At 62.4% G+C, this 21163-nt stretch carries 19 protein-coding genes and 1 pseudogene; 8 read left to right on the forward strand and 12 right to left on the reverse strand.

Translation table 11 applies throughout. The features are described 5' to 3' along the window. Positions 1-8: 8 nt before the first annotated feature. The 4 genes from FCK22_RS07615 to FCK22_RS07630 all read right to left on the reverse strand — a co-directional run bounded on the left by FCK22_RS07615 (position 9) and on the right by FCK22_RS07630 (position 3765). Complete coding sequence (locus FCK22_RS07615) at positions 9-971, reverse strand: pyridoxal-phosphate dependent enzyme (protein ID WP_067263680.1); 963 nt, start codon at positions 969-971, stop codon at positions 9-11. 12 nt (positions 972-983) lie between these two features. Beyond that, the gene (locus tag FCK22_RS07620) at positions 984-2120 is read right to left on the reverse strand and encodes an aminotransferase (protein ID WP_067263677.1); all 1137 of its coding nucleotides are present in this window, start codon (positions 2118-2120) and stop codon (positions 984-986) included. Between the two features lie 16 nt (positions 2121-2136). Beyond that, a complete protein-coding gene (locus FCK22_RS07625; RefSeq protein WP_067263674.1) occupies positions 2137-3210 on the reverse strand; it encodes a serine hydrolase in 1074 nt (357 codons plus the stop codon). 75 nt (positions 3211-3285) lie between these two features. Further along, entirely contained in the window at positions 3286-3765 is a 480-nt protein-coding gene (locus FCK22_RS07630) for an Lrp/AsnC family transcriptional regulator (protein WP_067263729.1), read from the reverse strand. Between the two features lie 94 nt (positions 3766-3859). Between FCK22_RS07630 and FCK22_RS07635 the strand changes: the two genes are divergently transcribed. The 5 genes and pseudogenes from FCK22_RS07635 to FCK22_RS07655 all read left to right on the forward strand — a co-directional run bounded on the left by FCK22_RS07635 (position 3860) and on the right by FCK22_RS07655 (position 10561). Then, positions 3860-5062: a methionine gamma-lyase gene (locus tag FCK22_RS07635; RefSeq protein ID WP_136720358.1), complete on the forward strand. Its 1203-nt coding sequence runs from the start codon at positions 3860-3862 to the stop codon at positions 5060-5062. A gap of 78 nt (positions 5063-5140) precedes the next feature. Continuing rightward, a pseudogene (locus FCK22_RS07640) lies at positions 5141-7524 on the forward strand (1-deoxy-D-xylulose-5-phosphate synthase N-terminal domain-containing protein). A 5-nt stretch (positions 7525-7529) separates the two neighbouring features. Next, positions 7530-8450: an isoaspartyl peptidase/L-asparaginase gene (locus FCK22_RS07645; RefSeq protein ID WP_082852023.1), complete on the forward strand. Its 921-nt coding sequence runs from the start codon at positions 7530-7532 to the stop codon at positions 8448-8450. Between the two features lie 141 nt (positions 8451-8591). After that, the gene (locus FCK22_RS07650) at positions 8592-9170 is read left to right on the forward strand and encodes a TRAP transporter small permease subunit (RefSeq protein WP_067263666.1); all 579 of its coding nucleotides are present in this window, start codon (positions 8592-8594) and stop codon (positions 9168-9170) included. Beyond that, entirely contained in the window at positions 9170-10561 is a 1392-nt protein-coding gene (locus FCK22_RS07655) for a TRAP transporter large permease subunit (RefSeq protein WP_067263664.1), read from the forward strand. Before FCK22_RS07650 ends, FCK22_RS07655 begins: the two co-directional genes overlap by 1 nt. Before the next feature lie 277 nt (positions 10562-10838). Here the strand turns inward: FCK22_RS07655 and FCK22_RS07660 are convergent, their stop codons facing one another. After that, a complete protein-coding gene (locus tag FCK22_RS07660; RefSeq protein WP_067266590.1) occupies positions 10839-11933 on the reverse strand; it encodes a TRAP transporter substrate-binding protein in 1095 nt (364 codons plus the stop codon). A 242-nt stretch (positions 11934-12175) separates the two neighbouring features. Between FCK22_RS07660 and FCK22_RS07665 the strand changes: the two genes are divergently transcribed. The 3 genes from FCK22_RS07665 to dctP are packed head-to-tail and all read left to right on the forward strand — an operon-like array spanning position 12176 to position 15096. Further along, positions 12176-12676, forward strand: coding sequence for a TRAP transporter small permease subunit (locus tag FCK22_RS07665; RefSeq protein ID WP_067266598.1), 501 nt, complete (start codon positions 12176-12178; stop codon positions 12674-12676). Then, entirely contained in the window at positions 12666-13988 is a 1323-nt protein-coding gene (locus FCK22_RS07670) for a TRAP transporter large permease subunit (RefSeq protein ID WP_197470951.1), read from the forward strand. The genes FCK22_RS07665 and FCK22_RS07670 overlap by 11 nt, the downstream gene beginning before the upstream one ends. A gap of 19 nt (positions 13989-14007) precedes the next feature. Then, positions 14008-15096, forward strand: coding sequence for a TRAP transporter substrate-binding protein DctP (gene dctP / locus FCK22_RS07675; protein WP_067266589.1), 1089 nt, complete (start codon positions 14008-14010; stop codon positions 15094-15096). Between the two features lie 251 nt (positions 15097-15347). Here dctP and FCK22_RS07680 read toward each other — a convergent pair whose 3' ends face one another. The 7 genes from FCK22_RS07680 to fdh3B all read right to left on the reverse strand — a co-directional run bounded on the left by FCK22_RS07680 (position 15348) and on the right by fdh3B (position 21154). Next, on the reverse strand, positions 15348-16082 hold the full coding sequence (locus FCK22_RS07680) for an amino acid ABC transporter ATP-binding protein (protein WP_067266588.1): 735 nt from the start codon (positions 16080-16082) through the stop codon (positions 15348-15350). Further along, on the reverse strand, positions 16079-16753 hold the full coding sequence (locus FCK22_RS07685; RefSeq protein ID WP_067266587.1) for an amino acid ABC transporter permease: 675 nt from the start codon (positions 16751-16753) through the stop codon (positions 16079-16081). The genes FCK22_RS07680 and FCK22_RS07685 overlap by 4 nt, the downstream gene beginning before the upstream one ends. Before the next feature lie 3 nt (positions 16754-16756). After that, positions 16757-17515: an amino acid ABC transporter substrate-binding protein gene (locus tag FCK22_RS07690; RefSeq protein ID WP_067266585.1), complete on the reverse strand. Its 759-nt coding sequence runs from the start codon at positions 17513-17515 to the stop codon at positions 16757-16759. A gap of 245 nt (positions 17516-17760) precedes the next feature. Beyond that, entirely contained in the window at positions 17761-19116 is a 1356-nt protein-coding gene (locus tag FCK22_RS07695; protein WP_067266584.1) for a sigma-54 dependent transcriptional regulator, read from the reverse strand. A gap of 17 nt (positions 19117-19133) precedes the next feature. Beyond that, positions 19134-19259, reverse strand: coding sequence for a hypothetical protein (locus FCK22_RS19550; RefSeq protein WP_259950196.1), 126 nt, complete (start codon positions 19257-19259; stop codon positions 19134-19136). A gap of 34 nt (positions 19260-19293) precedes the next feature. Further along, positions 19294-20493 (reverse strand): formate dehydrogenase subunit gamma, encoded by a 1200-nt coding sequence (locus FCK22_RS07700; RefSeq protein ID WP_067266582.1) that lies wholly within the window; start codon positions 20491-20493, stop codon positions 19294-19296. Positions 20494-20560: 67 nt separating this feature from the next. Further along, complete coding sequence (gene fdh3B / locus FCK22_RS07705; protein WP_067266580.1) at positions 20561-21154, reverse strand: formate dehydrogenase FDH3 subunit beta; 594 nt, start codon at positions 21152-21154, stop codon at positions 20561-20563. Positions 21155-21163: the final 9 nt, after the last annotated feature.

Consider the following 21163-nt stretch of genomic DNA (forward strand, 5'->3'; position numbering starts at 1 on the left):
GGTGGCCGTTAGATGATCCTGCGCAATTGCTCGACCTCATAATTGCCTCCGCAAAGCAGAACGACAGAGGTCTGGCCCGCGTCGCCCTGCGGCCCTGCCAGATAGGCCGCCAGCGCCAAAGCGGCGGCCCCTTCGACCAGCATATTCTCTTCCCAAGCCAATACTTTCAGCGCCTCGGCGATCTGATCCTCGTCGCAATGGATGATCTCGTCGATCACCGCGCTTGCGATCGGTAGGGTCATCGAGTCCGCATCGACCCCGCCCGCCACGCCATCGGCCAGCGTGTCGAGATGTTCCGTTTCGACGATCTTGCCCGCTTTGATCGACGCGGCCAGCGCACAGCTATTCGCAGCGCTTACACCGATGACGCGGGTCCGCGGGGAGAATTCCTTGATCACCGATCCCATGCCCGAGATCAGCCCGCCACCGCCCATCGAGATGAAGACATTGTCGATGCCTTCGATCTGGTCGAGCAGTTCCAGCGCGGCGGTGCCCTGCCCCGCGATCACCTCGGCATCATTGTAAGGTGAGATATAGGTGTAGCCCTCAGCCTCGGCCAAGCTCTGCGCGTGCAGCTCTGAAAGCGAGGCATCGGCCCCATGGATCACGACCCTCGTGCCGTAGCTTTCGATGATCTTGCGTTTCTTGGCGACGACGGTTTCGGGCAGTACGACGATCAACTCATGCCCCGTGGTCTGGGCCGCAAGCGAGCAGGCGATGCCGTGGTTGCCGGAAGATGCGGTGATGACAGGCCGGTCGAGCGGCACGGTGGTCAGTTTCGCGCTGGCGCCGCGCAGCTTGAATGACCCGGTATGCTGGAAGTTCTCGGCTTTGTAGAACAGCCGCGAGCCCTCTGCCATTGGCAAGCGGGAGGCGATCACCGGGGTGCGGTAAACCGCGCCCGCGATTTTGCGATGAACCACGCAGGAACGTGCGGCGCTTTGAGCGATCAGGTCTGAGGCTGACGGCATGACGGGCTCCATCTAGCTTGACTGTGCCGCGCCGTGACGCACGAGGAAGGCCGAGACACGCGCCAATCCGTCGCGCAGGTCCGCCGTCGAATTGGCGAAACCGATGCGCAGCCAGCCCTCCATGTCCATGGCGCTGCCGGGGGTGAAGAGGACGCCCTCTTCCTCCAGCAGTTGCGTGCAGAAATCGCGGGAGGGCAGCGGCAGGTCGTATTTCAGCAGCGCCGTGGTGCCCGCTTGCGGCTTCACCCATGAGATCAGCGGCTCGGCCTCGACCCAATCCGACAGGATCGCGAGGTTCTCGCGGGTGATCCGATGCGCGCGATCGAGGATTTGGGCGCGGTTTTCGAGGGCGACGGCCGCGAAATACTCGTCAATCCGCCCGACGGAAATCGTGTTGTAATCGCGGTGGATCATGATGTCTTCCAGCAGGGTTTTCGGCCCCGCGACCCAGCCCACGCGCAGCCCGGCCAGCGAATAGGCCTTGGACATGCCCGCCGTGCTGATGCCACGCTCGTAAAGATCACAGATCGAGGCGGTATAGCCGTTCCCCGCCTGATCGGTGCCGCGATAGACCTCGTCGCAGAGCACCCATGCGCCGCTGCCGCGCGCGATCTCGGCAATCTCAGCCAGCATCGTGCGATCCATCAGCGCGCCGGTCGGGTTGTTGGGGTTGTTGGTGGCGATCATCCGCGTGTCGGGCCGCATCATCGCGCGCAGCTCATCAAGGTCGGGCAGAAAGCCGTTCTCGGGGCGCAGGTGCAGCAGTTCGATCTCGGCACCGATGCTCTCGGGGATCGAGTAATGCTGCTGGTAGGTCGGCACGATGGCGATGACATGGTCGCCGCGGCTGACCAGCGTCTGGTGCACCAGCGCATTGGCCCCGATGGTGCCGTGGGTGGTCAGCACGTTCTCGCGGGCTTGGTTTTCGTAGAGCCCCGCCACCGCGTCGCGCAGACGGTCCGAGCCCTCGATCGCGCCATAGCCCATGCGCATCTCGCGCAATTCGCCCAGCACGGAATTGTCGACGTCCGCCATGTCGATCAACTCACCTAGGGTGATCGAGTCCACACAGGTCTCGGCGAGGTTGTAACGGCAGTGGTTCTCAAATTCGTTCATCCACATTTCGACGCCGAAGGTCTTGATATGCATGGGGTTTCCTTTCGTGTCAGCTCTCGGTCAGCGCGGCGAAGAGCCGGCGGAGGAATGGCGGCGTGGCGGTCGGGGCGAGCCAGCGCATCACGGCTACGATCTCGTGCTCGGGCGCGATCCAGATCGTATGGCCGCCCGCGCCCTGCGCGCTGAAGGCGCTCTCGGGCAGTTTCGGATCGGCCTCCGCGCCGCGGTTCAGCCACCACAGGAAGCCGTATTTGTCGAGCGTCGGCGTTGGCGTCAGGGACCGCTGCATCCAGTCCTCGGGCAGAATTTGTTCGCCGTTCCACGCGCCGTTCTGGCAGATGAACTGGCCAAATTTTGCGTGATCCTCGGCAGAGATGAAGAGGCCCCCACCCCAATGCCCGCCGCCGGTGACCGATTGCATTCGGGTGCCATCCAGCTCGACCCATGAGGTCGAATAGCCCTCCCACCGCCAGTCAGCGGAGGCCCCGATCGGGTCCATGATCCGCGCGCGCAGCACCTCCGGCAAGGGCCGGCGGAAGCGCATCATCAGCGCATAGGCCAGCGCGTTGACCCGCACGTCGTTGTACTCATAGTGGCTGCCCGGCGCGCCGACCTGCCGCAACTGTCCCTTGCGGCTGTTGTCCGCACCCGGGCCGATCTGGCGGTAGTGGTCGACCTGATCGTCCTTGCCGAAAATCTCGCCGCGCCATTCGCTGTTCATCTGCAACAGATGCCGCCAGGTGATGCGCCCGTTGTGATCGCCCGAAAAATGCGGCCCCGGCACGCTGTCGCCCACCGGCGCGTCGAGGTCCGCGATCAGCCCGTCTTTCACCGCCAGCCCCGCCAGCACCGACAGATAGCTCTTGGCGATGGAGAATGTCATGTCGGCGCGCGTCGTATCGCCCCACTCAGCCACGCGCTGGCCGCGGTGCAGGATCACCCCGGCAGGGCCGCCGCGCGGTTTAACGGGCCCCACGATCTCGGTCCAGGGGCCGCTCTCGTTCCACTCGCGGTTGCCGACATAGGCGCCATCGGCATGGTACATCGAGCGGGGCCAGTCGGTCTCATGCGCTTGCGCATGGTCGACGACGGCTTGCAGGGCGGGGGTGGCGGCGAATGTCATGGGGGCTCCTCGGGGCTTCGGGCGAACATTTCCCAAGGGGGGCGGAATTGTAAACCGGTTAAATGTCTCCACGCCTCAATCGCCGATGTCGGGATAGACCTGAGAGCGTTTGACCACGCCGTAGACAAAACTGGTGTCGATCGAGCCGATGCCGCCGATGGGATGCAGCCGCGCGCGCACGAAACGCTCATAGTCCTCGAGATCGCCCACCACGACGCGCAGCAGGTAGTCCGACAGGCCGCTCATCACGAAACATTCCAGCACTTCCGGGATCGCGCGGATTTGGCTTTCGAAACGCTGCACCGTGCCCTCGTCGTGCCCGTCCAGCGTCACGCGCACCATGACCGTGACCGGCAGCCCGTAGGCCTTGGCATCGACCTCCACGCTGTAGCCCCGGATCGCGCCGCTCTTCTCTAGCGCGCGCAGGCGCCGCAGGCAGGGCGAGGGCGAGAGGCCGACCTCCTCCGCCAGATCGAGGTTGGTCATCCGGCCGTTGCGCTGCAAGGTGCGGATGATGCGGCGGTCGGTGGCGTCCAATCGGGGCGTTTGGGGCATGATATGCCAAATCTCCTGCAATTTGCGCATATATTAGCAACCAAATGCCCCTTGCGCCATCGGATCATGCCGCAAAATCAGACAGGGGCCAGCCATGACCGAGAACCAGAAATCCTTTGCCACCCGCGCCATTCACCACGGCTATGACGCGCAGGACGAACAGGGCGCGCTGAACCCGCCGATTTACATGAGTTCGACCTTTACCTTCGAGACCGCGGAGGCGGGCGGCGACATGTTCGCGGGCGAGCGCGAAGGGCATTTCTACACCCGTATCAGCAACCCCACGTTGGACCATCTGGAAAAACGTATCGCCAACCTCGAAGGCGCCGAGGCTGGCCTCGCCACCGCCTCGGGCATGGGGGCAATCACCTCGACGCTCTGGTCCTTCCTTCAGGCGGGCGACGAGATCATCATCGACAAGACGCTTTATGGCTGCACCTTCGCTTTCATGACCCATGGCCTGCCGCGCTTTGGCGTCAAGGTGACGCTGGTCGACATGACCGAGCCTGCAAACCTCGCCGAGGTGATCAGCGACCAGACCAAGGTGGTCTATTTCGAGACGCCTGCGAACCCGAACAACCGGCTGGTGGACATCGCCGCCATCTCCGACATCGCGCATCGCGTGGGCGCCAAGGTGGTGGTCGACAACACCTATGCCACGCCGGTCATCACCCGGCCCATCGAACATGGCGCCGACATCGTGCTGCATTCGGCGACGAAGTTCCTTTCTGGTCACGGCGACGTGGTGGCGGGCCTCGTGGTGGGCAATGCCGAGGACATGATGCAGGTGCGGCTCGTGGGTCTGAAAGACATGACCGGTGCCGTGATGTCGCCGCTCACCGCCATGCTGCTTTTGCGCGGGATCAAGACGCTGGAACTGCGCATGGAGCGCCACTGCGCCACCGCCGCCAAGGTCGCCGAGGCGCTGGAGCAGCACCCGGCGGTGCTGCATGTCGCCTACCCGGGGCTGGCAAGCTTCCCTCAGGCCGAGCTTGCGCGGCGGCAGATGGGCAACTTCGGCGGCATGATCCCCTTCGAGGTCGAGGGCGGCAAGGCGGGCGGCATCGCTTTCATGAACCGGCTGAACCTCATTCAGCGCGCGGTGAGCCTTGGCGACGCGGAAAGCCTGATCCAGCACCCCGCCAGCATGACCCATTCCACCTATTCGCCCGAGGAACGCGCCGAACACGGTATCGCCGAGGGGCTGGTGCGGCTTTCGGTCGGGTTGGAATCGGCGGAAGACATCATTGATGACCTTTACGCCGCGCTCGGGGCGCATAACATGCGCGCAGCCTGATCCGGCACGAACCGGACCAGTCGCGGGCGGTGTCGAGGAGGGCACCGCCCAAGGGATCCTCAGAATGAAAGACCTGCCATGACCGCTCTCGCCCCTGCCCAGCTGAAGACCATCGAACAACGTCTGCTGTGGCTGTCGCACTGGATGATCCACAACGCGAACCACATTCGGCCCAAGGTGGACGGCATCAAGGTGGGCGGGCATCAGGCGTCTTCGGCCTCGATGGTGTCGATCATGACGGCGCTTTATTTCAGCGCCCTGCGGCCAGAGGACCGCGTGGCGGTGAAGCCCCATGCCTCGCCGATCTTCCACGCGATGCAATACCTGATGGGCAACCAGACCCGCGAGAAGATGGAGAATTTCCGCGGGTTTCAGGGCGTGCAGAGCTACCCCAGCCGCACCAAGGACGTGGACGACGTGGATTTTTCCACCGGGTCGGTCGGGCTTGGGGTGGCGGTGACCTCCTTCGCTTCGCTGGTGCAGGATTACATCACCGCGAAAGACTGGGGCGCGGATGTCGATCTGGGCCGCATGGTCGCCTTGGTGGGCGACGCCGAGTTGGACGAGGGCAACATCTACGAGGCCCTGCAGGAGGGCTGGAAGAACGACCTGCGCAACACCTGGTGGATCATCGACTACAACCGCCAGTCGCTCGACGGGGTGGTGCGCGAGGGGCTGTTCAAACGCATTGAGCAGATTTTCGACGCCTTCGGCTGGGACGTGGTCAAGGTGAAATACGGCGCCCTGCAGCGCGCCGCGTTCGAGGAGCCGGGCGGTGACAAGCTGCGCGACTGGATCGACAATTGCCCCAACCAGCTCTATTCGGCGCTGACCTATCAGGGCGGCGCGGTCTGGCGCGAGCGGTTGATGGAGGCGCTTGGCGATCAGGGTGATGTCACGGCATTGATCGACGCCCGCAGCGATGACGAACTGGCCGAGCTGATGGAGAACCTTGGCGGCAATTGCGTTGAGACCATGGCCGAGACCTTCGCCGCCATCGACCACGACCGCCCGGTCTGTTTTCTCGCCTATACCATCAAGGGCTGGGGCACGCCGATCGCAGGGCACAAGGACAACCACGGCGGTCTGATGACCAAGACCCAGATGGCCGACTGGCAGAAACACATGGGCGTGGCCGAGGGGGAGGAATGGGAGCCTTTCGCCACCGTCGAGGACCCGCAAGCGCTGCAAGCGGCGCTGGATCGCGTGCCCTTCTTCGCCAAGGGCCGCCGCCGCTACAATGATGCCACGCTGCCGGTGCCGCGGATCGAACTGTCGAGCGACCGCGAAATCTCCACGCAGATGGCCTTTGGCAAAATTCTCGACGATCTGTCGAAGGGCGACAGCGATCTCGCCTCCCGCATCGTTACCATGTCGCCGGACGTGACCGGGACCACGAACCTCGGGCCATGGGTGAACCGGCGCAAGCTCTTCGCGCGCAGCGAACAGGCCGACACTTTCATCAACGAGAAGATCCCCTCCACCGCGAAATGGGAATTCACGCCCGAGGGCCAGCACATCGAACTGGGCATCGCCGAGATGAATCTCTTCCTGCTTCTGGGCGCGGCGGGCCTGTCGCATTCGCTCTTTGGCAAGCGGGTCATTCCCATCGGCACGGTCTATGATCCCTTCGTCGCCCGCGGCTTGGATGCGCTGAACTACGCTTGTTATCAGGACGCGCGCTTCATGATCGTGGGCACCCCCTCGGGCGTGACGCTCGCGCCCGAGGGCGGGGCGCATCAATCCATCGGCACGCCGCTCATCGGCATGAGCCAGGATGGCTTGGCGAGCTTTGAGCCTGCCTTCGCCGACGAGTTGGCGGTCATCATGCAGTGGGCCTTCGACTACCTGCAACGCGATGGCGAAGGCGACCCGGACGAGCGCACATGGCTGCGCGACGAGACCGGCGGCTCGGTCTATCTGCGGCTCACCACCAATCCCATCGAACAGCCCGGCAAGCGCGTCGACGAGGACTTCCGCCAAGGCGCCATCGACGGGGCCTATTGGCTGCGCAAGCCGGGGCCGAACTGCGACGTGGTGATCGCCTATCAAGGTGCCGTGGCGCCCGAGGCGATCAAGGCCGCGGGCAGCATCGCCGAGGGCCGCCGCGACGTGGGTGTGCTTGCGGTGACCTCCGCCGACCGGCTGAACGCCGGCTGGACCGCGGCACAGCGCGCCCGGGCGCGCGCAACCACGCGGCGCAGAGCCATATCGAAACGCTGCTCGGCCAATTGCCGCGCGATTGCAAGCTGGTGACGGTGATTGACGGCCATCCGGCGACACTGTCGTGGCTGGGCGCGGTCGTGGGGCATCAGACGGTGCCGCTTGGGGTCGAGCATTTCGGCCAGACCGGCACCATCGCCGACCTCTACCGGCATTTCGGGATCGACGCGCGCTCGATCGTGGAAAAGGTGCAGGGGCTCACCCCGGGCCGCCAGATGCTGCACCGGGTGGCGGGTTGATGGAAATGACCTATTCCCTTGCCATCCACGGCGGTGCCGGAACCATCCTCAAGGAAAACATGACGCCCGAGAAGGAGGCCGCCTATCACGATGGCCTCGCCCGTGCGCTGGAAGCCGGCGAAGCGGTGCTGCGCGACGGTGGCAGCGCGATGGATGCGGTGGTGGCCGCTGTCTGCGCGCTGGAGGATGAACCGCTGTTCAACGCAGGCCGCGGCGCGGTCTATACTTCCGAGGGCGTGCAGGAGATGGACGCCGCCGTGATGGATGGCGCCGACCGGCGCGCGGGCTCAGTGGCCGGGGTCTTCGGACCGAAGAACCCGGTGAAACTGGCGCGTGCGGTGATGGAGCGGACCGAGCATGTCACCCTCATCGGCCCCAATGCGCTGGAGATCGCGCGGCAGGCGGGCCTCGAGTTCGCCGACCGTGACTATTTCTTCACCCAGTCCCGCTGGGATGCATTGCAGGAAACGCTCGAGATGCGCGCCCGCGGCGAGGTCTCGGACGATCCGGCGCGGCGGCATGGCACCGTCGGGGCCGTGGCGCGCGACGCGGCGGGCAACATCGCCGCCGCCACCTCAACGGGGGGCATGACCGCCAAGGCCCCGGGCCGGGTTGGCGACACGCCGATGATCGGCGCGGGCACCTTCGCCGACAACGCGACCTGCGCGGTCTCTGCCACCGGGCATGGCGAGATTTTCATCCGCTGGAACGCCGCCGGGGAGATCGCCGCGCGGATGCGCCACGCGGGCGAGGATCTGGCCACCGCCGCCGAACATGTGGTGATGCAGGATCTGGCACCCAACGACGGCTCGGGCGGGGTCATCGCAGTGGACGCGGCGGGCAATATCGCCATGCCGTTTAACTCGCAGGGCATGTACCGCGGCATGGTGCGTAAAGGCTGCGCGCCCGAGACCAGTATCTATTGAGCGGTGCGGCCCTTCGGTTGCCTTCCTGCCACGGGAAGGCGACAAATGCCGCCGCGAAGAGCCGCCCGCCATCTAAATCTTGACATTTTGTCCCCTCCCTTTGATTGACGGTCAAACGAACTTGACGGGAGAGGGGACAAGGTGCGTTTTTTAGCAGCAATTGCCAGGGTGATCTGCGCGGTGAACTTGGTCATCGGCAATCTCTTTTCATGGCTCGCACTCGGCATCGTGTTGGTCTGTTTCACCGTGGTTGTGCAGCGCTATGTCTTCGCGATCAGCTTCGTTTGGATGCAAGACCTTTATATCTGGCTAAACGGCGCGATGTTCACGGCCGTGGCCGGTTTTGCGCTGCTGCGCGATGACCATGTGCGCGTCGACATCTTCTACCGCCCCGCCACTATGGCCCGCCGCGCACTGATTGACCTGATCGGCGTCATCGTCTTTCTGCTGCCCTTCTGCTGGATCGTCTACACCTATTCGATCCCCTTCGTGATCCGCGCTTGGGGCTATCAGGAAGGGTCGGCCAATGTGGGCGGCATGCCGGGGCTTTATATTCTCAAAGCCTTCATCATCGGCTTCGCATTTCTACTCGCAATTCAAGGGATTGCATGGATCATCCGCTCCATCCTCGTGCTCAGCGGCAATGCTGAGCTAGTGCCCAAATCCATGCAATACAGCCGGGACCAAATCCCCGCAGACCATCCGCAGGGAGCCGTTTGATGGATCCGATTTTCATTGGCGAGATGCTCGCCGCGCTCATGTTCTTTGGCGTGATCGGCTTTTTGTTGCTCGGCTTTCCGGTGGCTTTCACCCTTGCTGGCGTGTCGCTGCTGTTTGGCGCCGTGGGCATGGGCTTCGGCGTGTTCGATCCCTCCAACTTCGGCTCGCTGCCGAACCGCTATATCGGCTTCATGACCAACGAAGTCTTGGTCGCCGTGCCGCTCTTTATCTTCATGGGGGTGATGCTGGAACGCAGCCAGATCGCCGAACAGCTTTTGCTGACCATGGGCAAGCTTTTCGGAAATATGCGCGGCGGTCTGGGGATTTCGGTGGTGCTTGTGGGCGCGATGCTCGCGGCATCCACCGGCGTCGTGGGGGCGACGGTTGTCACCATGGGCCTGATCTCTCTGCCCGCGATGCTGCGGGCGGGCTATGACCCCAAGCTTGCCACCGGGGTGATCTGCGCCAGCGGCACCTTGGGTCAGATCATCCCGCCCTCCACCGTGTTGATCTTCATGGGCGACATGCTTTCGGGCATTAACTCTCAGGTGCAGATGGCCAAGGGCAACTTTGCCCCCACGCCCGTCTCTGTGGGGGATCTCTTCGCTGGGGCGCTGCTGCCGGGGATTTTGCTGGTCTCGCTTTACCTGAGCTACGTTCTGTTCAAAGCCGCGACCGCGCCCGCCTCCTGCCCCGCGACGCCGGTTCCGGCGGATGAGAAAAGCCAACTGGTGCGGGATTTCTTTGTCGCCCTGATGCCGCCGCTCTTGCTGATCCTCGCCGTGCTGGGGTCGATCCTCGGCGGCATCGCCACCCCGACCGAGGCGGCCTCTGTCGGTGCTGTGGGGGCGATGGTGCTTGCGGCCATGCGCTGGCGTCTGTCCTTCCGCATCCTGCGGGAGACGATGATCGCCACGGCCACGATCACCAGCATGGTCTTTATCATTCTGCTGGGGGCTTCGGTCTTTTCCATCGTGTTCCGCATGATGGGCGGCGACAATCTGGTGCATGAGTTCCTCAGCAACCTGCCCGGCGGCCCCTTGGCGGCGGTGGCGGTGGTGATGATCATCATGTTCTTCTTGGGCTTCATCCTCGATACCTTTGAGATCATCTTTATCGTGATCCCGATCACCGCGCCGGTGCTGTTGATGCTGGACATCGATCCGATCTGGCTGGGCGTCTTGGTTGGGGTGAACTTGCAGACATCCTTCCTGACGCCGCCCTTCGGCTTTGCGCTGTTCTATCTGCGCGGGGTGGCCCCGGCGGATCTGCCGACCAGCGCGATTTACAAAGGTATCCTGCCCTTCGTGATGTTGCAGGTGGTGGCGATTGCGATCCTCTTTGCCTTCCCGCAAATCGTGACTTGGTTGCCTAAGGTGATCGCGGGGTGAGATAGCCCCCCGACGTTCAAAGGCCCGGCAGCAATGCCGGGCCTTTTTGGTTGAGCGGTAAGGGCATCGCCCTCCCTGGTGGGCGATCGAACCCGTAAATGGGGCTGCGCGGGAGCCCATTTCGCGAACCGATCCGGCTGTCGAAACGCTGCAAAATCGCCCTCCGGGGGGAGGGAGGGCGATGCCCGGTGTGCCACCGGGCGGGACAGGTCTGAGACCGTCGTTTCATAGAAAAAGGCCCGGCGTTTCCACCGGGCCCTTCCAATCAGCGCGAAGCTTAGTACTTCAGGAACTTCTGACGCGCCTGCACATAGGGGCTGTCGATGTTCTCGGTCCGGGTACGGACGAGGTTCAGCGCTTCGACAAAGCTCTCGGCGGTCCTCTTGACCAGTGGGTCGTCGCTGTTGCGCAGTTCTTCGACCACTTCGACCGAGGCTTTGGCACCGGCTTCCATGATGTCGTCGGGGAAGTTGCGCACGGTCACGCCATGCTCTTCCTGTAGGGTCTTCAGCGCGCGCGGGTCGTTGGCGTAGAAGTCGGCAGCAACCTGATCGTACTCCGCTTGGCTTACGTCACGGATGATCGCCTGCAGGTTCTCGGGCAGTTCCTGATACTTCTTCTTGTCGACGACAAGCTCGGTCGCCAGACCCGATTCCACGAAGGACGGCATGTAGTAGTTTTTGGCCACCTGATGGAAGCCGAGCGCCAGATCGTTGTAGGGGCCCACGAATTCCGCAGCGTCGAGCGTGCCCGACTGAAGCGCTTGGAAGATTTCGCCCGCGGCCATGTTGGTCACGGTCGCGCCCAGTTTCTCCCACACACGGCCACCAAGGCCCGGGGTCCGGAAGCGCACACCTTTGACATCGTCGAGGCTCTTCAGCTCATCGCGGAACCAGCCGCCGGTCTGCGTGCCGGTGTTGCCCGACAGGAAGCCCTGAACGCCGAACTGGTCATAAATCTCGTCCCAGATCTCCTGACCGCCCATGTAGCGCATCCATGCCGTCAGTTCCGGCGTGGTCATGCCGTAGGGCACGCCGGTGAAGAAGGACAACGCAGGGGATTTGTTCTGCCAGTAGTAGGCGGCACCGTGGCTCATCTCGGCGGTGCCGTCGATCACGGCGTCGAGCGATTGCAGCGGCGGCACCATCTCACCGGCGGAGAAGACCTGAATGGTCAGCTCGCCACCCGAGGCGGCGGTGATCCGGTCGGCCAGACGCTGCGCGCCGACACCCAGACCGGGGAAGTTCTTGGGCCATGTGGTAACCATGCGCCATGTGATGTTGCCCTGCGCAATAGCGGGCGCTGCAAGTGTCGTGGCGGCAGCACCTGCCCCCATTACACCGGCTTTGCGGATAAATGAACGACGATCCATGTTTTTCCTCCCAAACGGATATTTGCTTAGCCTCCCCCGACGTCGACGCGGAGGGCCATGCGCAGCAGATAATCGTCGCTTTTCGAAAATGTCCATGGCTTAGGCAAATTGAAATCTCACCTTCTGGACAATCCCGCCCCAAGCCGCATACGTAGTGCTACTTAAAGCAGCATTATTAATGGTCTTTTGCCTTGTTTTCGGCAGAAAGGCAAATAATGTGCGAGCTGCCAGGGAGGGCTCAGATCTTGATAAAATTCATCGACCAGATGAACGAATTCGTCGGGCGCATCGTGTCGGTCGTCGCCGTCATTTTCGCCGCAATCATCATCTATGACGTCTTCATGCGCTATGCGCTGAATGACCCGACCCGCTGGGCCTTTGACGTCACGAAACAACTTTATGGCTTCTATTTCGTGATGCTGGGCGGCTATGCGCTGCGCCATCAGGCCCATGTGCGGGTCGATCTGATCACCGAAACCCTTGGCCCCAGCCTGCGCCGTTGGGTCGAAGCGGCGGGCTATGTGATCTTTTTCTTCCCCTTCGCGTGGATCTTCACCACCCGCTCTTATGAATTCGCCATGCGCTCCTATGCCCAAGGTGAGACGACATATGGCTCGGTCCAGCTGCCGGTCTATCCGCTGAAAATGGCCATGGCCCTCGCTGCCGGTCTTTTGCTGCTGCAAGGCGTGTCGGAATTTTTGAAACTCGTACTTAACCGTCAGGAACTGCCCCGTGACGCCTGAACTCATTGCACTCACCATGTTTGGCCTGCTTCTGCTGGGCCTCTTCATGGGCCACCCGCTGGCCTTCGTTCTGGGCGGCACCGCCGTTTTGGGCGCTGTCATCGCCGGCAAACCGATGGTGCTGGGCATCGTCATCAACCGAATTTTCGGCGATGTGCTGGACAACTTCACGCTGATCGCGATTCCGCTCTTTATCTTGATGGCAAGGTTCCTGTCCGATTCGGGCGTGACGGATAAGATGTTCGAATCACTGCGGCTTTTGATGTCGAACATTCGCGGCGGTCTGGCGTTGGCAGTGGTTTTCATCTCGATCCTGCTGGCCGCGACCACGGGTATCATCGGCGCCTCGATCACCGTGATGGGCGTGATGGCCCTGCGCCCGATGCTGCAATATGGCTATAGCCCGACCCTGACCACCGGGGTCATCGCCGCCTCGGGCTGTTTGGGCATTCTGATCCCGCCGTCGATCATGCTGATCCTCATGGCCTCTTATTCCCCCCTTTCGGTGGGGGAGCTTTTCGCGGGCGCCATGGTGCCGGGCGTGGTGCTGGGGCTGCTCTATGCGGTCTGGGTTTTCGTCGTCGCTGTGGTCCGGCCCGACATGGCCCCCGCCGTCGAGCCTGATGAGAAAATCTCGAAACCCGCCCTTGTGCGCATGCTGCTGATCGAAGCCGTGCCGCCGCTGGTGCTGATCCTCGGCATTCTGGGCTCCCTGCTCGCGGGCATCGCCACGGCGACTGAAGCTTCCGCCATCGGTGCGGCGCTGGCACTGGTGATCGTTATCATGCGCGGCAAGTTCAGCTGGGCCTCTTTCTACGGCGCGATGTTGGAAACCGGGCGCACCTCGGCGATGATACTGTTTATCGTCGTGGGCGCCACCGCCTTTACCGGCGTGTTCAACATCACCGGTGGCCTGCGCGCCACGCAGGAGATCATCCGCAACCTCGACATGGCGCCTTGGCTCTTGATCGCGATGATGATGTTCATCGTCTTCATCCTCGGGGCCTTCCTCGACTGGACCGGCATCGTGCTGCTGTCCTTCCCGATCTTCCTGCCGATCGTGCAGGAGATGGACGTGAGCCTGTTGTGGTTCGTCGTCCTGATGTCGGTGGTTCTGCAAACGTCCTTTTTGACCCCGCCCTTTGGATATGCGCTCTTCTACCTGCGCGCCATTGCCCCGCGTGAGGTCAAGACGTCGCATATCATCGTCGGCGTGCTGCCTTTCATCGGTCTGATCCTGATGATGTGTGTGGCCATCGCCCTGTTCCCACAGCTTGTCACCTGGCTGCCGGAAACGCTCTATACAAAATAATCAACGGAGGAGAGAGATTATGAAATTGAAATCAACCCTTGCCGGTCTGGCACTCTGCGCGGGCGTTGCCACGCAGGCCGCGGCCCAAGACAGCTGGACCATGACCACCACATGGCCCACTTCGCTGGAACTGATCGAGATCGACAAGCATTTCGTCGATCTTGCCAACAAGCTGACCGGCGACGACCTGACAATCGAATTCTTCGAAGGTGGCTCCCTCGTGCCCGCGGGCGAAGTGTTCGGCGCGGTTGAATCCAACACCGTGCAGGCTGGCGCGGACTGGCCCGGTTACTGGGCGGGCCGCAACTCTGCCTTCTCGCCGCTGGCGACCACGGCGAGCCTGTTCAACGCGGTCGACTACGTCAACTGGATCGAGCAATGGGGCGGCAAAGAGCTTTATAACGAGATCTACGGCAAGTTCGGCATGGTCTATCTGCCCTACGGCGTGACCAACAACGAATCCGGCTTCCGCACCAACGAGCAAATCGTCACGCTGGAAGACCTCAAGGGCAAGCGTCTGCGCCTGTCGGGTCTGGAGCAGGGCCGTCTGTTGGAGAAACTGGGCGGGTCGCAGGTCTCTATGGCCGGTGGCGAAATCTATCAATCGCTTGAGCGCGGCGTGATCGATGGCGCGGAATTCTCGACCCCGAACGTCGACTTCTCGGGCGGTTTCCAGCAGGTCACCAAATACTGGGCGACACCGGGCTGGCACCAGTCCGCCTCGATCTTCGGTGTGATGATCAACAAAGGCGCATGGGACGCCCTGTCCGACGAGACCCGCGAAGCGCTTGAGATTGCAGCGCAGGCCAACCTCGTTTGGTCGCTGTCTTTCACCGAGAAGCGCGCGACCGAAGCGTACCAGCAGTTCCTCGACGCGGGCATCGAAATCAACCGCTACGATGACGAGACGCTGACCAAGGTTCAGGAGATGGCCAACGAGACCATCGAAGAGACCGCCTGCGAGAACCCCGATTCCGCAAAGGTTTACCTGAGCCAGCTGGAATATCTGAACGACTACGCGAAATGGCGTGACGCTTCGGCGCCGTTCAACCTTGGCCGCACACCGAATGGTCCGGACATCGAGAAGATCCGCGCCTGCGCGGAGTGATTTGAGAAGTCAGGTTTAAACGGATAGGCCCGCCAAATGGCGGGCCTTTTTTTCCGTTTGGGGAAGAAGATCGAGGGCCATCGCCTGCCCGCGGGTCGGCGATCAAACGCTAGATGCTGCCACTTTATCCCTCAGCCATGATGTACCTTCGCGAGGTTGCACCCAGCCTCACCAAATCGCCTACCCGGGGGGCGGGCAGGCGATGGCCCGGCGCCTGCGGCTTGATTCTGGGCCAGCGGCAAAATCGGCCCCTACCCCTCGACCCGTTTCAGGAACCGCTGCAACCGCGCATCCTTCGCCGCGCCAAAAATCTCCGACGGCGCTCCGCTCTCAACAATTTTCCCGCCGTCCATAAAGATCACCCGATCCGCGATCTCGCGGGCGAACTGCATCTCATGGGTCACGATCAGCATGGTCTGCTTGCGCTCCGCCACCGCGCGCATCAGGTCGAGCACCTCCCCCACCCATTCCGGATCGAGCGCCGAGGTCGGCTCGTCGAACAACATCAGTTCCGCCCCGAGCGCCATGGCGCGACCGATGCCAACACGCTGTTGCTGCCCACCGGACAACGCCGCCGGAAAACTGTCGGCCTTATCGGCCAAGCCGGTCTCAGCCAGAACCGAGAGCGCGCGTTCTTCGGCCTCGGCCTTGGGCCGTTTCTGCACCGTGACGAGCGCTTCCATGATGTTCTCTTTCGCCGTCTTGTTGGCGAAAAGCGCGTAGTTCTGGAACACCATCGCCGTCCGACGCCGCAGCGCTAAAATATCCGCCTTGCGCGCCTTGGCGGCATCGACGGTCACGTCGCCGATGCGAATGACCCCCTCTTGCGGCACGTCGAGGAAATTGAGGCAGCGCAGCAGGGTCGACTTGCCGGTGCCCGAGGGGCCAATCACGACCACCCGCTCGCCCTCGGCAATCTGCAAATCAATGCCGTTCAGAACCGGCGCGCCGCCGAAATCTTTGGTCAGGCCAGTGATATCAATCATCGCACGAACGCCTTATTCAGATAGGTTTCAAGCCGCTTTTGCACTTGGCTTAACGCTTCGACGATGACCCAATAGATCATGGCGACCACGAGATAGGCCTCGAAATAAAGGAAGCTCCCTGCGGCTTCTTTCTGGGCCGCGCCCATCATCTCGGTCACGCCGAGGGTAAAGGCGAGCGACGTGCCTTTGATCATGTCGATGAAATAATTCACCAGCGTCGGCGCGGCGATCCGGGCGGCCTGTGGCAGGATGATCCGCCACATCATCTGACCTTGGGTCATGCCGATGGACTGGGCCCCCTCCCATTGGCTGCGGTCCACCCCCATGATCGCGGCGCGGATGCTCTCGGCCATATAGGCTGCAAAATGCAGGGTCAGCCCCATGATGGCGGCAGTCACGCCGCTGATATTGGTCAGGAACGACAGCACCTGCGGCAGACCGAAGTAGAAAAGGAACAGTTGCACCAACAGCGGCGTGCCGCGAAAGAAACTGATGAAAACGATCACGAACCAGTCGAGCACGGGCACTTTCACAACCCGTTCAACCGCCAAAAGCGAGGCGAGGATGAGTGCGAACACCATCCCCGCCACCGCCATGAACAAGGTCAGCGGTACGTAGCCCAATATGACGGGCACCAGCCCCAGCATGTAGTCAAGGTCTAGCGCCCGCATGGGTTACTCCGCTTTGGTGATGTCTGTGCCGAACCACTTGTCCGAGATTTCGGCCAGTGTACCGTCTTCGCGCAGGGATTCCAGCGCAGTGTCGACACGGTCACGCAGCGCGCGGCCTTCGTCATTGTCTTGGAACGGCAGGGCGTTGCGGATCTCAGAGAAGGGCTTGCCCGCCAGTTGCAGCGGCAGGGGGCTTTCCTGAATAAGCTGCGCCGAAGAAACCCGGTCCATCACAAAGGCATCGACCCGGCCAAGCGCGGTATCTTGGGCGATGTTGGACTCATAGGTCTTGATCTCGATCTCATCGGCGAAGGCAAGTTCGTTCAAAAGCTGCTCGAAGTTCGACCCAAGGTTCACCGCCACGGTTTTGCCGCGCAGGTCTTCGACGCCGCCGATCTCTTCGTTGCCCTCTTTGGTCACGACCTGCGCACCGTCAAAGACATAAGGCGCGGTAAAGGCGAATTTTTCCTGACGCTCGGGCGTGATGGTGATCTGGTTGGCGATCGTATCAATGCGGCCTGCGTCCAGCGCGCCGATCAGGCCGGAGAAGGCCATGGTCTCGAACTCGACCTCGAAACCCGCCTCTTCGCCGACGGCGTTCATGACATCGACTTCAAAACCCTGAAGTACGTCCTGCTTCACGAAGGTGAAGGGGAAATAGCCGCCCGACATGCCGACGCGGAGCGTGTCATTGTCTTGGGCAAAGGCTGCGGTGCCGGTGACCGCGGCGAGCGCGGTTGCGGTAACGATCTGTTTCAGCATTGAATTTACTCCTCTAACGCTTGCGCTTCAGATGTCACCGGGCGCCGCCCGCTTCAACACCGTCGCTGAAACAGGAACGTTTGACGGGCAGGATCGGTTCAGATGGAATAACGGGTTTAGGGGAGTGACCCCGGCAGGGACATCCTCCCCACTACAGCGCCCGTGACAGAATGGTATTCTGCGAATCTGAAGAAGATTCCCCACATGCGGAACAGATATGCGCGTTTCGCATAGCTTTAACTCGGTCAAAGCGTCTCGATATCCAACCCTTCGGCAGCCCAAGCGGCGAGCTTGCGGTCGACGGTTTTGCGCGACACGCCCAAGCGGCGCGCGGCCTCGGCTCGGTTGCCGTTCGACAGATCAAGGATGTGCAGCATATGGCGCTGCGTGACCAGTTCGAGATCTTCGATCGCCCGTGGCCCATCGACCGCGCCATGGCCCGCAAAGGCTTCGGGCAGACTGCCGAGGATCACCGAGCGTTCGATCAGATTGCGCAATTCGCGCACATTTCCGGGCCAGTCGTAACGGCGCAGTTTCAGCAAAGTCTCCGCATCCAAACGCAGCGCGGGCATGCCAAGCGCGGTCGAAAACTGCTGCATGAACATCGCCGCCAGTTCGACGATATCCTCAGACCGGTCCTTGAGCGGCGGCATCGCGACCTCGACCACATTCATGCGGTGGTAGAGGTCGGCGCGGAAACGCCCCTCTTCCACCGCCTTGGGCAGGTCGGCGTTGGTGGCAAACAGGAACCGCAGGTTCAGCGGAATCTCCCGCTCTGCCCCGTCGGGCCGGATGCGCTGGTCTTCCAACACCCGCAAAAGCGCCGCCTGTAGCTGCTCCGGCATCTGCGCCACTTCGTCCAGAAACAACGTGCCGCCGTCAGCCAAGAGGAACAGCCCCGGTTGCAGGGTCTCATTCCCCTCCACCGCGCCAAAGAGTTCGGGCACGATCCTGTCCGGCGTGATGGCGGCGCAATTCACCGCGACGAAAGGATTGTCGGCACGGTCGGACATCTGGTGCAACTGCCGCGCGGCCAACTCCTTGCCCGTGCCGCTGGGACCGGTGAACAGCACCGGCGTCGGCACCGGGGCAAGACGGTTGAGCATGCCGCGCACCTTCGACAGCGCCTCGGACTTGCCGAGCATTTGCACCGCCGTGCCACCCTGCAACTCCCGCCTGAGCAGGGTATTGTCACGGCGCAGGTTCTTGCGGTCCAAGGTGCGCGACACCGCGCCGAGGATTTGGTTCGCGCGGAAGGGTTTCAGCACGAAATCACTCACGCCCGCCCGGAGTGCGGCAATGGCGGTTTCAAGATCGGCATAGGCGGTGATCAGGACCGTGTCGGCGTAGAACCCCTTGCGGCGCTGTTCGACGACCCATTCCAGACCGGTCTTGCCGGGCATGACATTATCCAGCACGACCACATCGAAATGTGCCTCGTCCAAGAGCTTGGTGGCCTCCGCAGGAGAAGCCGCTTGGGCCACGCGTTTGACGCGCGGCTCCAAGATCTTGGTGAGGAAATGGCGCATCCCCGGTTCATCGTCGATCACAAGGATCGACGCACCTTCGAGCGTGCCGCCGTATTCATCGCCTGCCGCCATGATATGCCTCTTTGGTGTCAGTCCAGCCGGACGTTTTCACCTGAATAGACCTCGGCGGAGGAAAAGCCTATCTCATGCAGCCCGAAATAGGCCACGACGCCGATCACCGCGACGCCCAGAAACCCTGCCAACATGGCTTTCATCGCGCGACTCCTTTGATTTGAACGCCGCCGCCCGTCATTCTGCGGGGGTCCGTTTGTCTTGTTTGACCTCATCGAGCCAGAGCGAGTGGTGCTGTTCGGCCCAACGCTCATCGACCTCGCCATTGCCCATGGCGTCAAAGGCGCCTTCCATGCCGAGCGTCCCGATGTAGATATGGCCCAAGATCACCGCCATCATCAGAAAGCCGATGATCGCGTGCCACAGCTGGGCATATTGCATTTCGGCATGCGGCGTCAGATCGCCCTGAAGCGGACCAAAGCCTGCGGCCTCGGCCATGCCGATGTCATTGATGATGTTGAACGTATGCCCGAAAAGCTGGATCTCGAAGGGAAAGAGCAGAGACAGCCCCGAGAGCGAGACCGAGAAGCCCAGCAGGATCACGGCCCAGAAGACGATCTTTTGGCCGAAGTTAAACTTCTTGGCGGGCGGGTGTTTGTCACCGATGAAACCGCCGCCCTGTTTGATCCAGACCCAATCCGTCTTGTTCGGGATATTGTGCCAAATCCACATGACGAAGACCATGACGAGCGCAATCATGAAGGCCCATGAGACGTTATTGTGGATGAACTTCGACCCGGTCAACAGGGTCGAGTTGAACTCATGCCCCAGCAGAGGGATGACGACCTTGCGGCCAAAAAGCGTGGCCAAGCCCGTCAGCGCGAGCAGGATGAACGAGCCAGCCAGCATCCAATGCGCGAAACGCTCAACGGCTTTGAAGCGGGTGACGGTGCGCCCGACCTTGCCGCCTTCGATACGGATCCGGCCCCGCAGAAGGTAAAAGAGCAGCAGCACGGCCAGCGTCCCGGTGAGCAGCCAAGCGCCATAGGTCGCAAGTGGGCCTTCGCGGAATTGCTGCCACCACATCCCGTTGTCTTGGACAAGGACGCGGCCCGTCTTGTTCATCGTACTCACGCGCACGGGCAATTCGTTATAGCGGATACCGCGCCACAGGTCGGGGTCGGAGCGTCCGCCGAGCGGGCCAAGGCTTGGCACCGTGGCCGCATCGCCGCCCAGATTGTTGCGCCTGAACCCATCGTCGATCTCTGCGCCGTTCTGACGCCGTTCGATATCGGCCAAGTTCTGCGCGCCGCCGGTACTGGCGCGGTCGATGGCCGAGGGGGTCGCGTTCTCAGGCAGGCGCACGTCCTGCGCCGTGACGCTGACCGGCAGCGCGGCCAAGGCGAGAATGAAAAGAGCCATCAGGTGGCGCAGCATGGGAAATCCCCCGGCTAGACAGATATGGAGAAAAGGGACGGCCCGATCAGGCCGCCCCCGCAAGCCGTTACTGGCCCTTTTGCTCGTAAGCCGTGCCCCAGCCCCAAGCGCCGGAGCCGAAGCCGCGCGCGACCACGCGCTCGCGGTAGATGTCCGAGACCATGTCCCCGTCACCGGCCAGCAGCGCCTTGGTCGAGCACATCTCGGCGCAGATCGGCAGCTTGCCTTCCGCGATCCGGTTGCGACCGTACTTCTGGAACTCGGCTTGGGAGTGGTTCTCTTCCGGGCCGCCGGCGCAGAAGGTGCATTTGTCCATCTTGCCGCGGCTGCCGAAGTTGCCGGCCTGCGGGTACTGCGGCGCGCCAAAGGGGCAGGCGTAGAAGCAGTAGCCGCAGCCGATGCAGAGGTCTTTGGAGTGCAGCACGATGCCGTCGTCGGTCTGGTAGAAACAATCCACCGGGCAGACCGCCATGCAGGGCGCGTCCGAGCAGTGCATGCAGGCGACCGAGATCGAGCGTTCGCCCGGCTGGCCGTCCTGAATGGTCACCACGCGGCGGCGGTTGATGCCCCAAGGCACCTCGTGTTCGTTCTTACAAGCCGTGACGCAGGCGTTGCATTCGATGCAGCGCTCGGCATCGCAGAGAAACTTTGCTCTTGCCATTCTCTTGTC

The sequence above is a fragment of the Sulfitobacter sp. 15WGC genome (assembly GCF_005068605.1).
GTDB lineage: Bacteria > Pseudomonadota > Alphaproteobacteria > Rhodobacterales > Rhodobacteraceae > Sulfitobacter > Sulfitobacter faviae.

Bases quoted from the DNA above. Each gene is read 5' to 3' on its own strand.
- FCK22_RS07635 (WP_136720358.1), top strand. From the start codon at position 3,860: ATGACCGAGAACCAGAAATCCTTTGCCACCCGCGCCATTCACCACGGC.
- FCK22_RS07630 (WP_067263729.1), bottom strand. From the start codon at position 3,765: ATGCCCCAAACGCCCCGATTGGACGCCACCGACCGCCGCATCATCCGC.
- FCK22_RS07620 (WP_067263677.1), bottom strand. From the start codon at position 2,120: ATGCATATCAAGACCTTCGGCGTCGAAATGTGGATGAACGAATTTGAG.
- FCK22_RS07685 (WP_067266587.1), bottom strand. From the start codon at position 16,753: ATGCGGGCGCTAGACCTTGACTACATGCTGGGGCTGGTGCCCGTCATA.
- FCK22_RS07695 (WP_067266584.1), bottom strand. From the start codon at position 19,116: ATGGCGGCAGGCGATGAATACGGCGGCACGCTCGAAGGTGCGTCGATC.
- FCK22_RS07615 (WP_067263680.1), bottom strand. From the start codon at position 971: ATGCCGTCAGCCTCAGACCTGATCGCTCAAAGCGCCGCACGTTCCTGC.
- fdh3B (WP_067266580.1), bottom strand. From the start codon at position 21,154: ATGGCAAGAGCAAAGTTTCTCTGCGATGCCGAGCGCTGCATCGAATGC.
- FCK22_RS07645 (WP_082852023.1), top strand. From the start codon at position 7,530: ATGACCTATTCCCTTGCCATCCACGGCGGTGCCGGAACCATCCTCAAG.
- FCK22_RS07660 (WP_067266590.1), bottom strand. From the start codon at position 11,933: ATGGATCGTCGTTCATTTATCCGCAAAGCCGGTGTAATGGGGGCAGGT.
- dctP (WP_067266589.1), top strand. From the start codon at position 14,008: ATGAAATTGAAATCAACCCTTGCCGGTCTGGCACTCTGCGCGGGCGTT.
- FCK22_RS07625 (WP_067263674.1), bottom strand. From the start codon at position 3,210: ATGACATTCGCCGCCACCCCCGCCCTGCAAGCCGTCGTCGACCATGCG.
- FCK22_RS07700 (WP_067266582.1), bottom strand. From the start codon at position 20,493: ATGCTGCGCCACCTGATGGCTCTTTTCATTCTCGCCTTGGCCGCGCTG.
- FCK22_RS07680 (WP_067266588.1), bottom strand. From the start codon at position 16,082: ATGATTGATATCACTGGCCTGACCAAAGATTTCGGCGGCGCGCCGGTT.
- FCK22_RS07690 (WP_067266585.1), bottom strand. From the start codon at position 17,515: ATGCTGAAACAGATCGTTACCGCAACCGCGCTCGCCGCGGTCACCGGC.
- FCK22_RS19550 (WP_259950196.1), bottom strand. From the start codon at position 19,259: ATGAAAGCCATGTTGGCAGGGTTTCTGGGCGTCGCGGTGATCGGCGTC.
- FCK22_RS07655 (WP_067263664.1), top strand. From the start codon at position 9,170: ATGGATCCGATTTTCATTGGCGAGATGCTCGCCGCGCTCATGTTCTTT.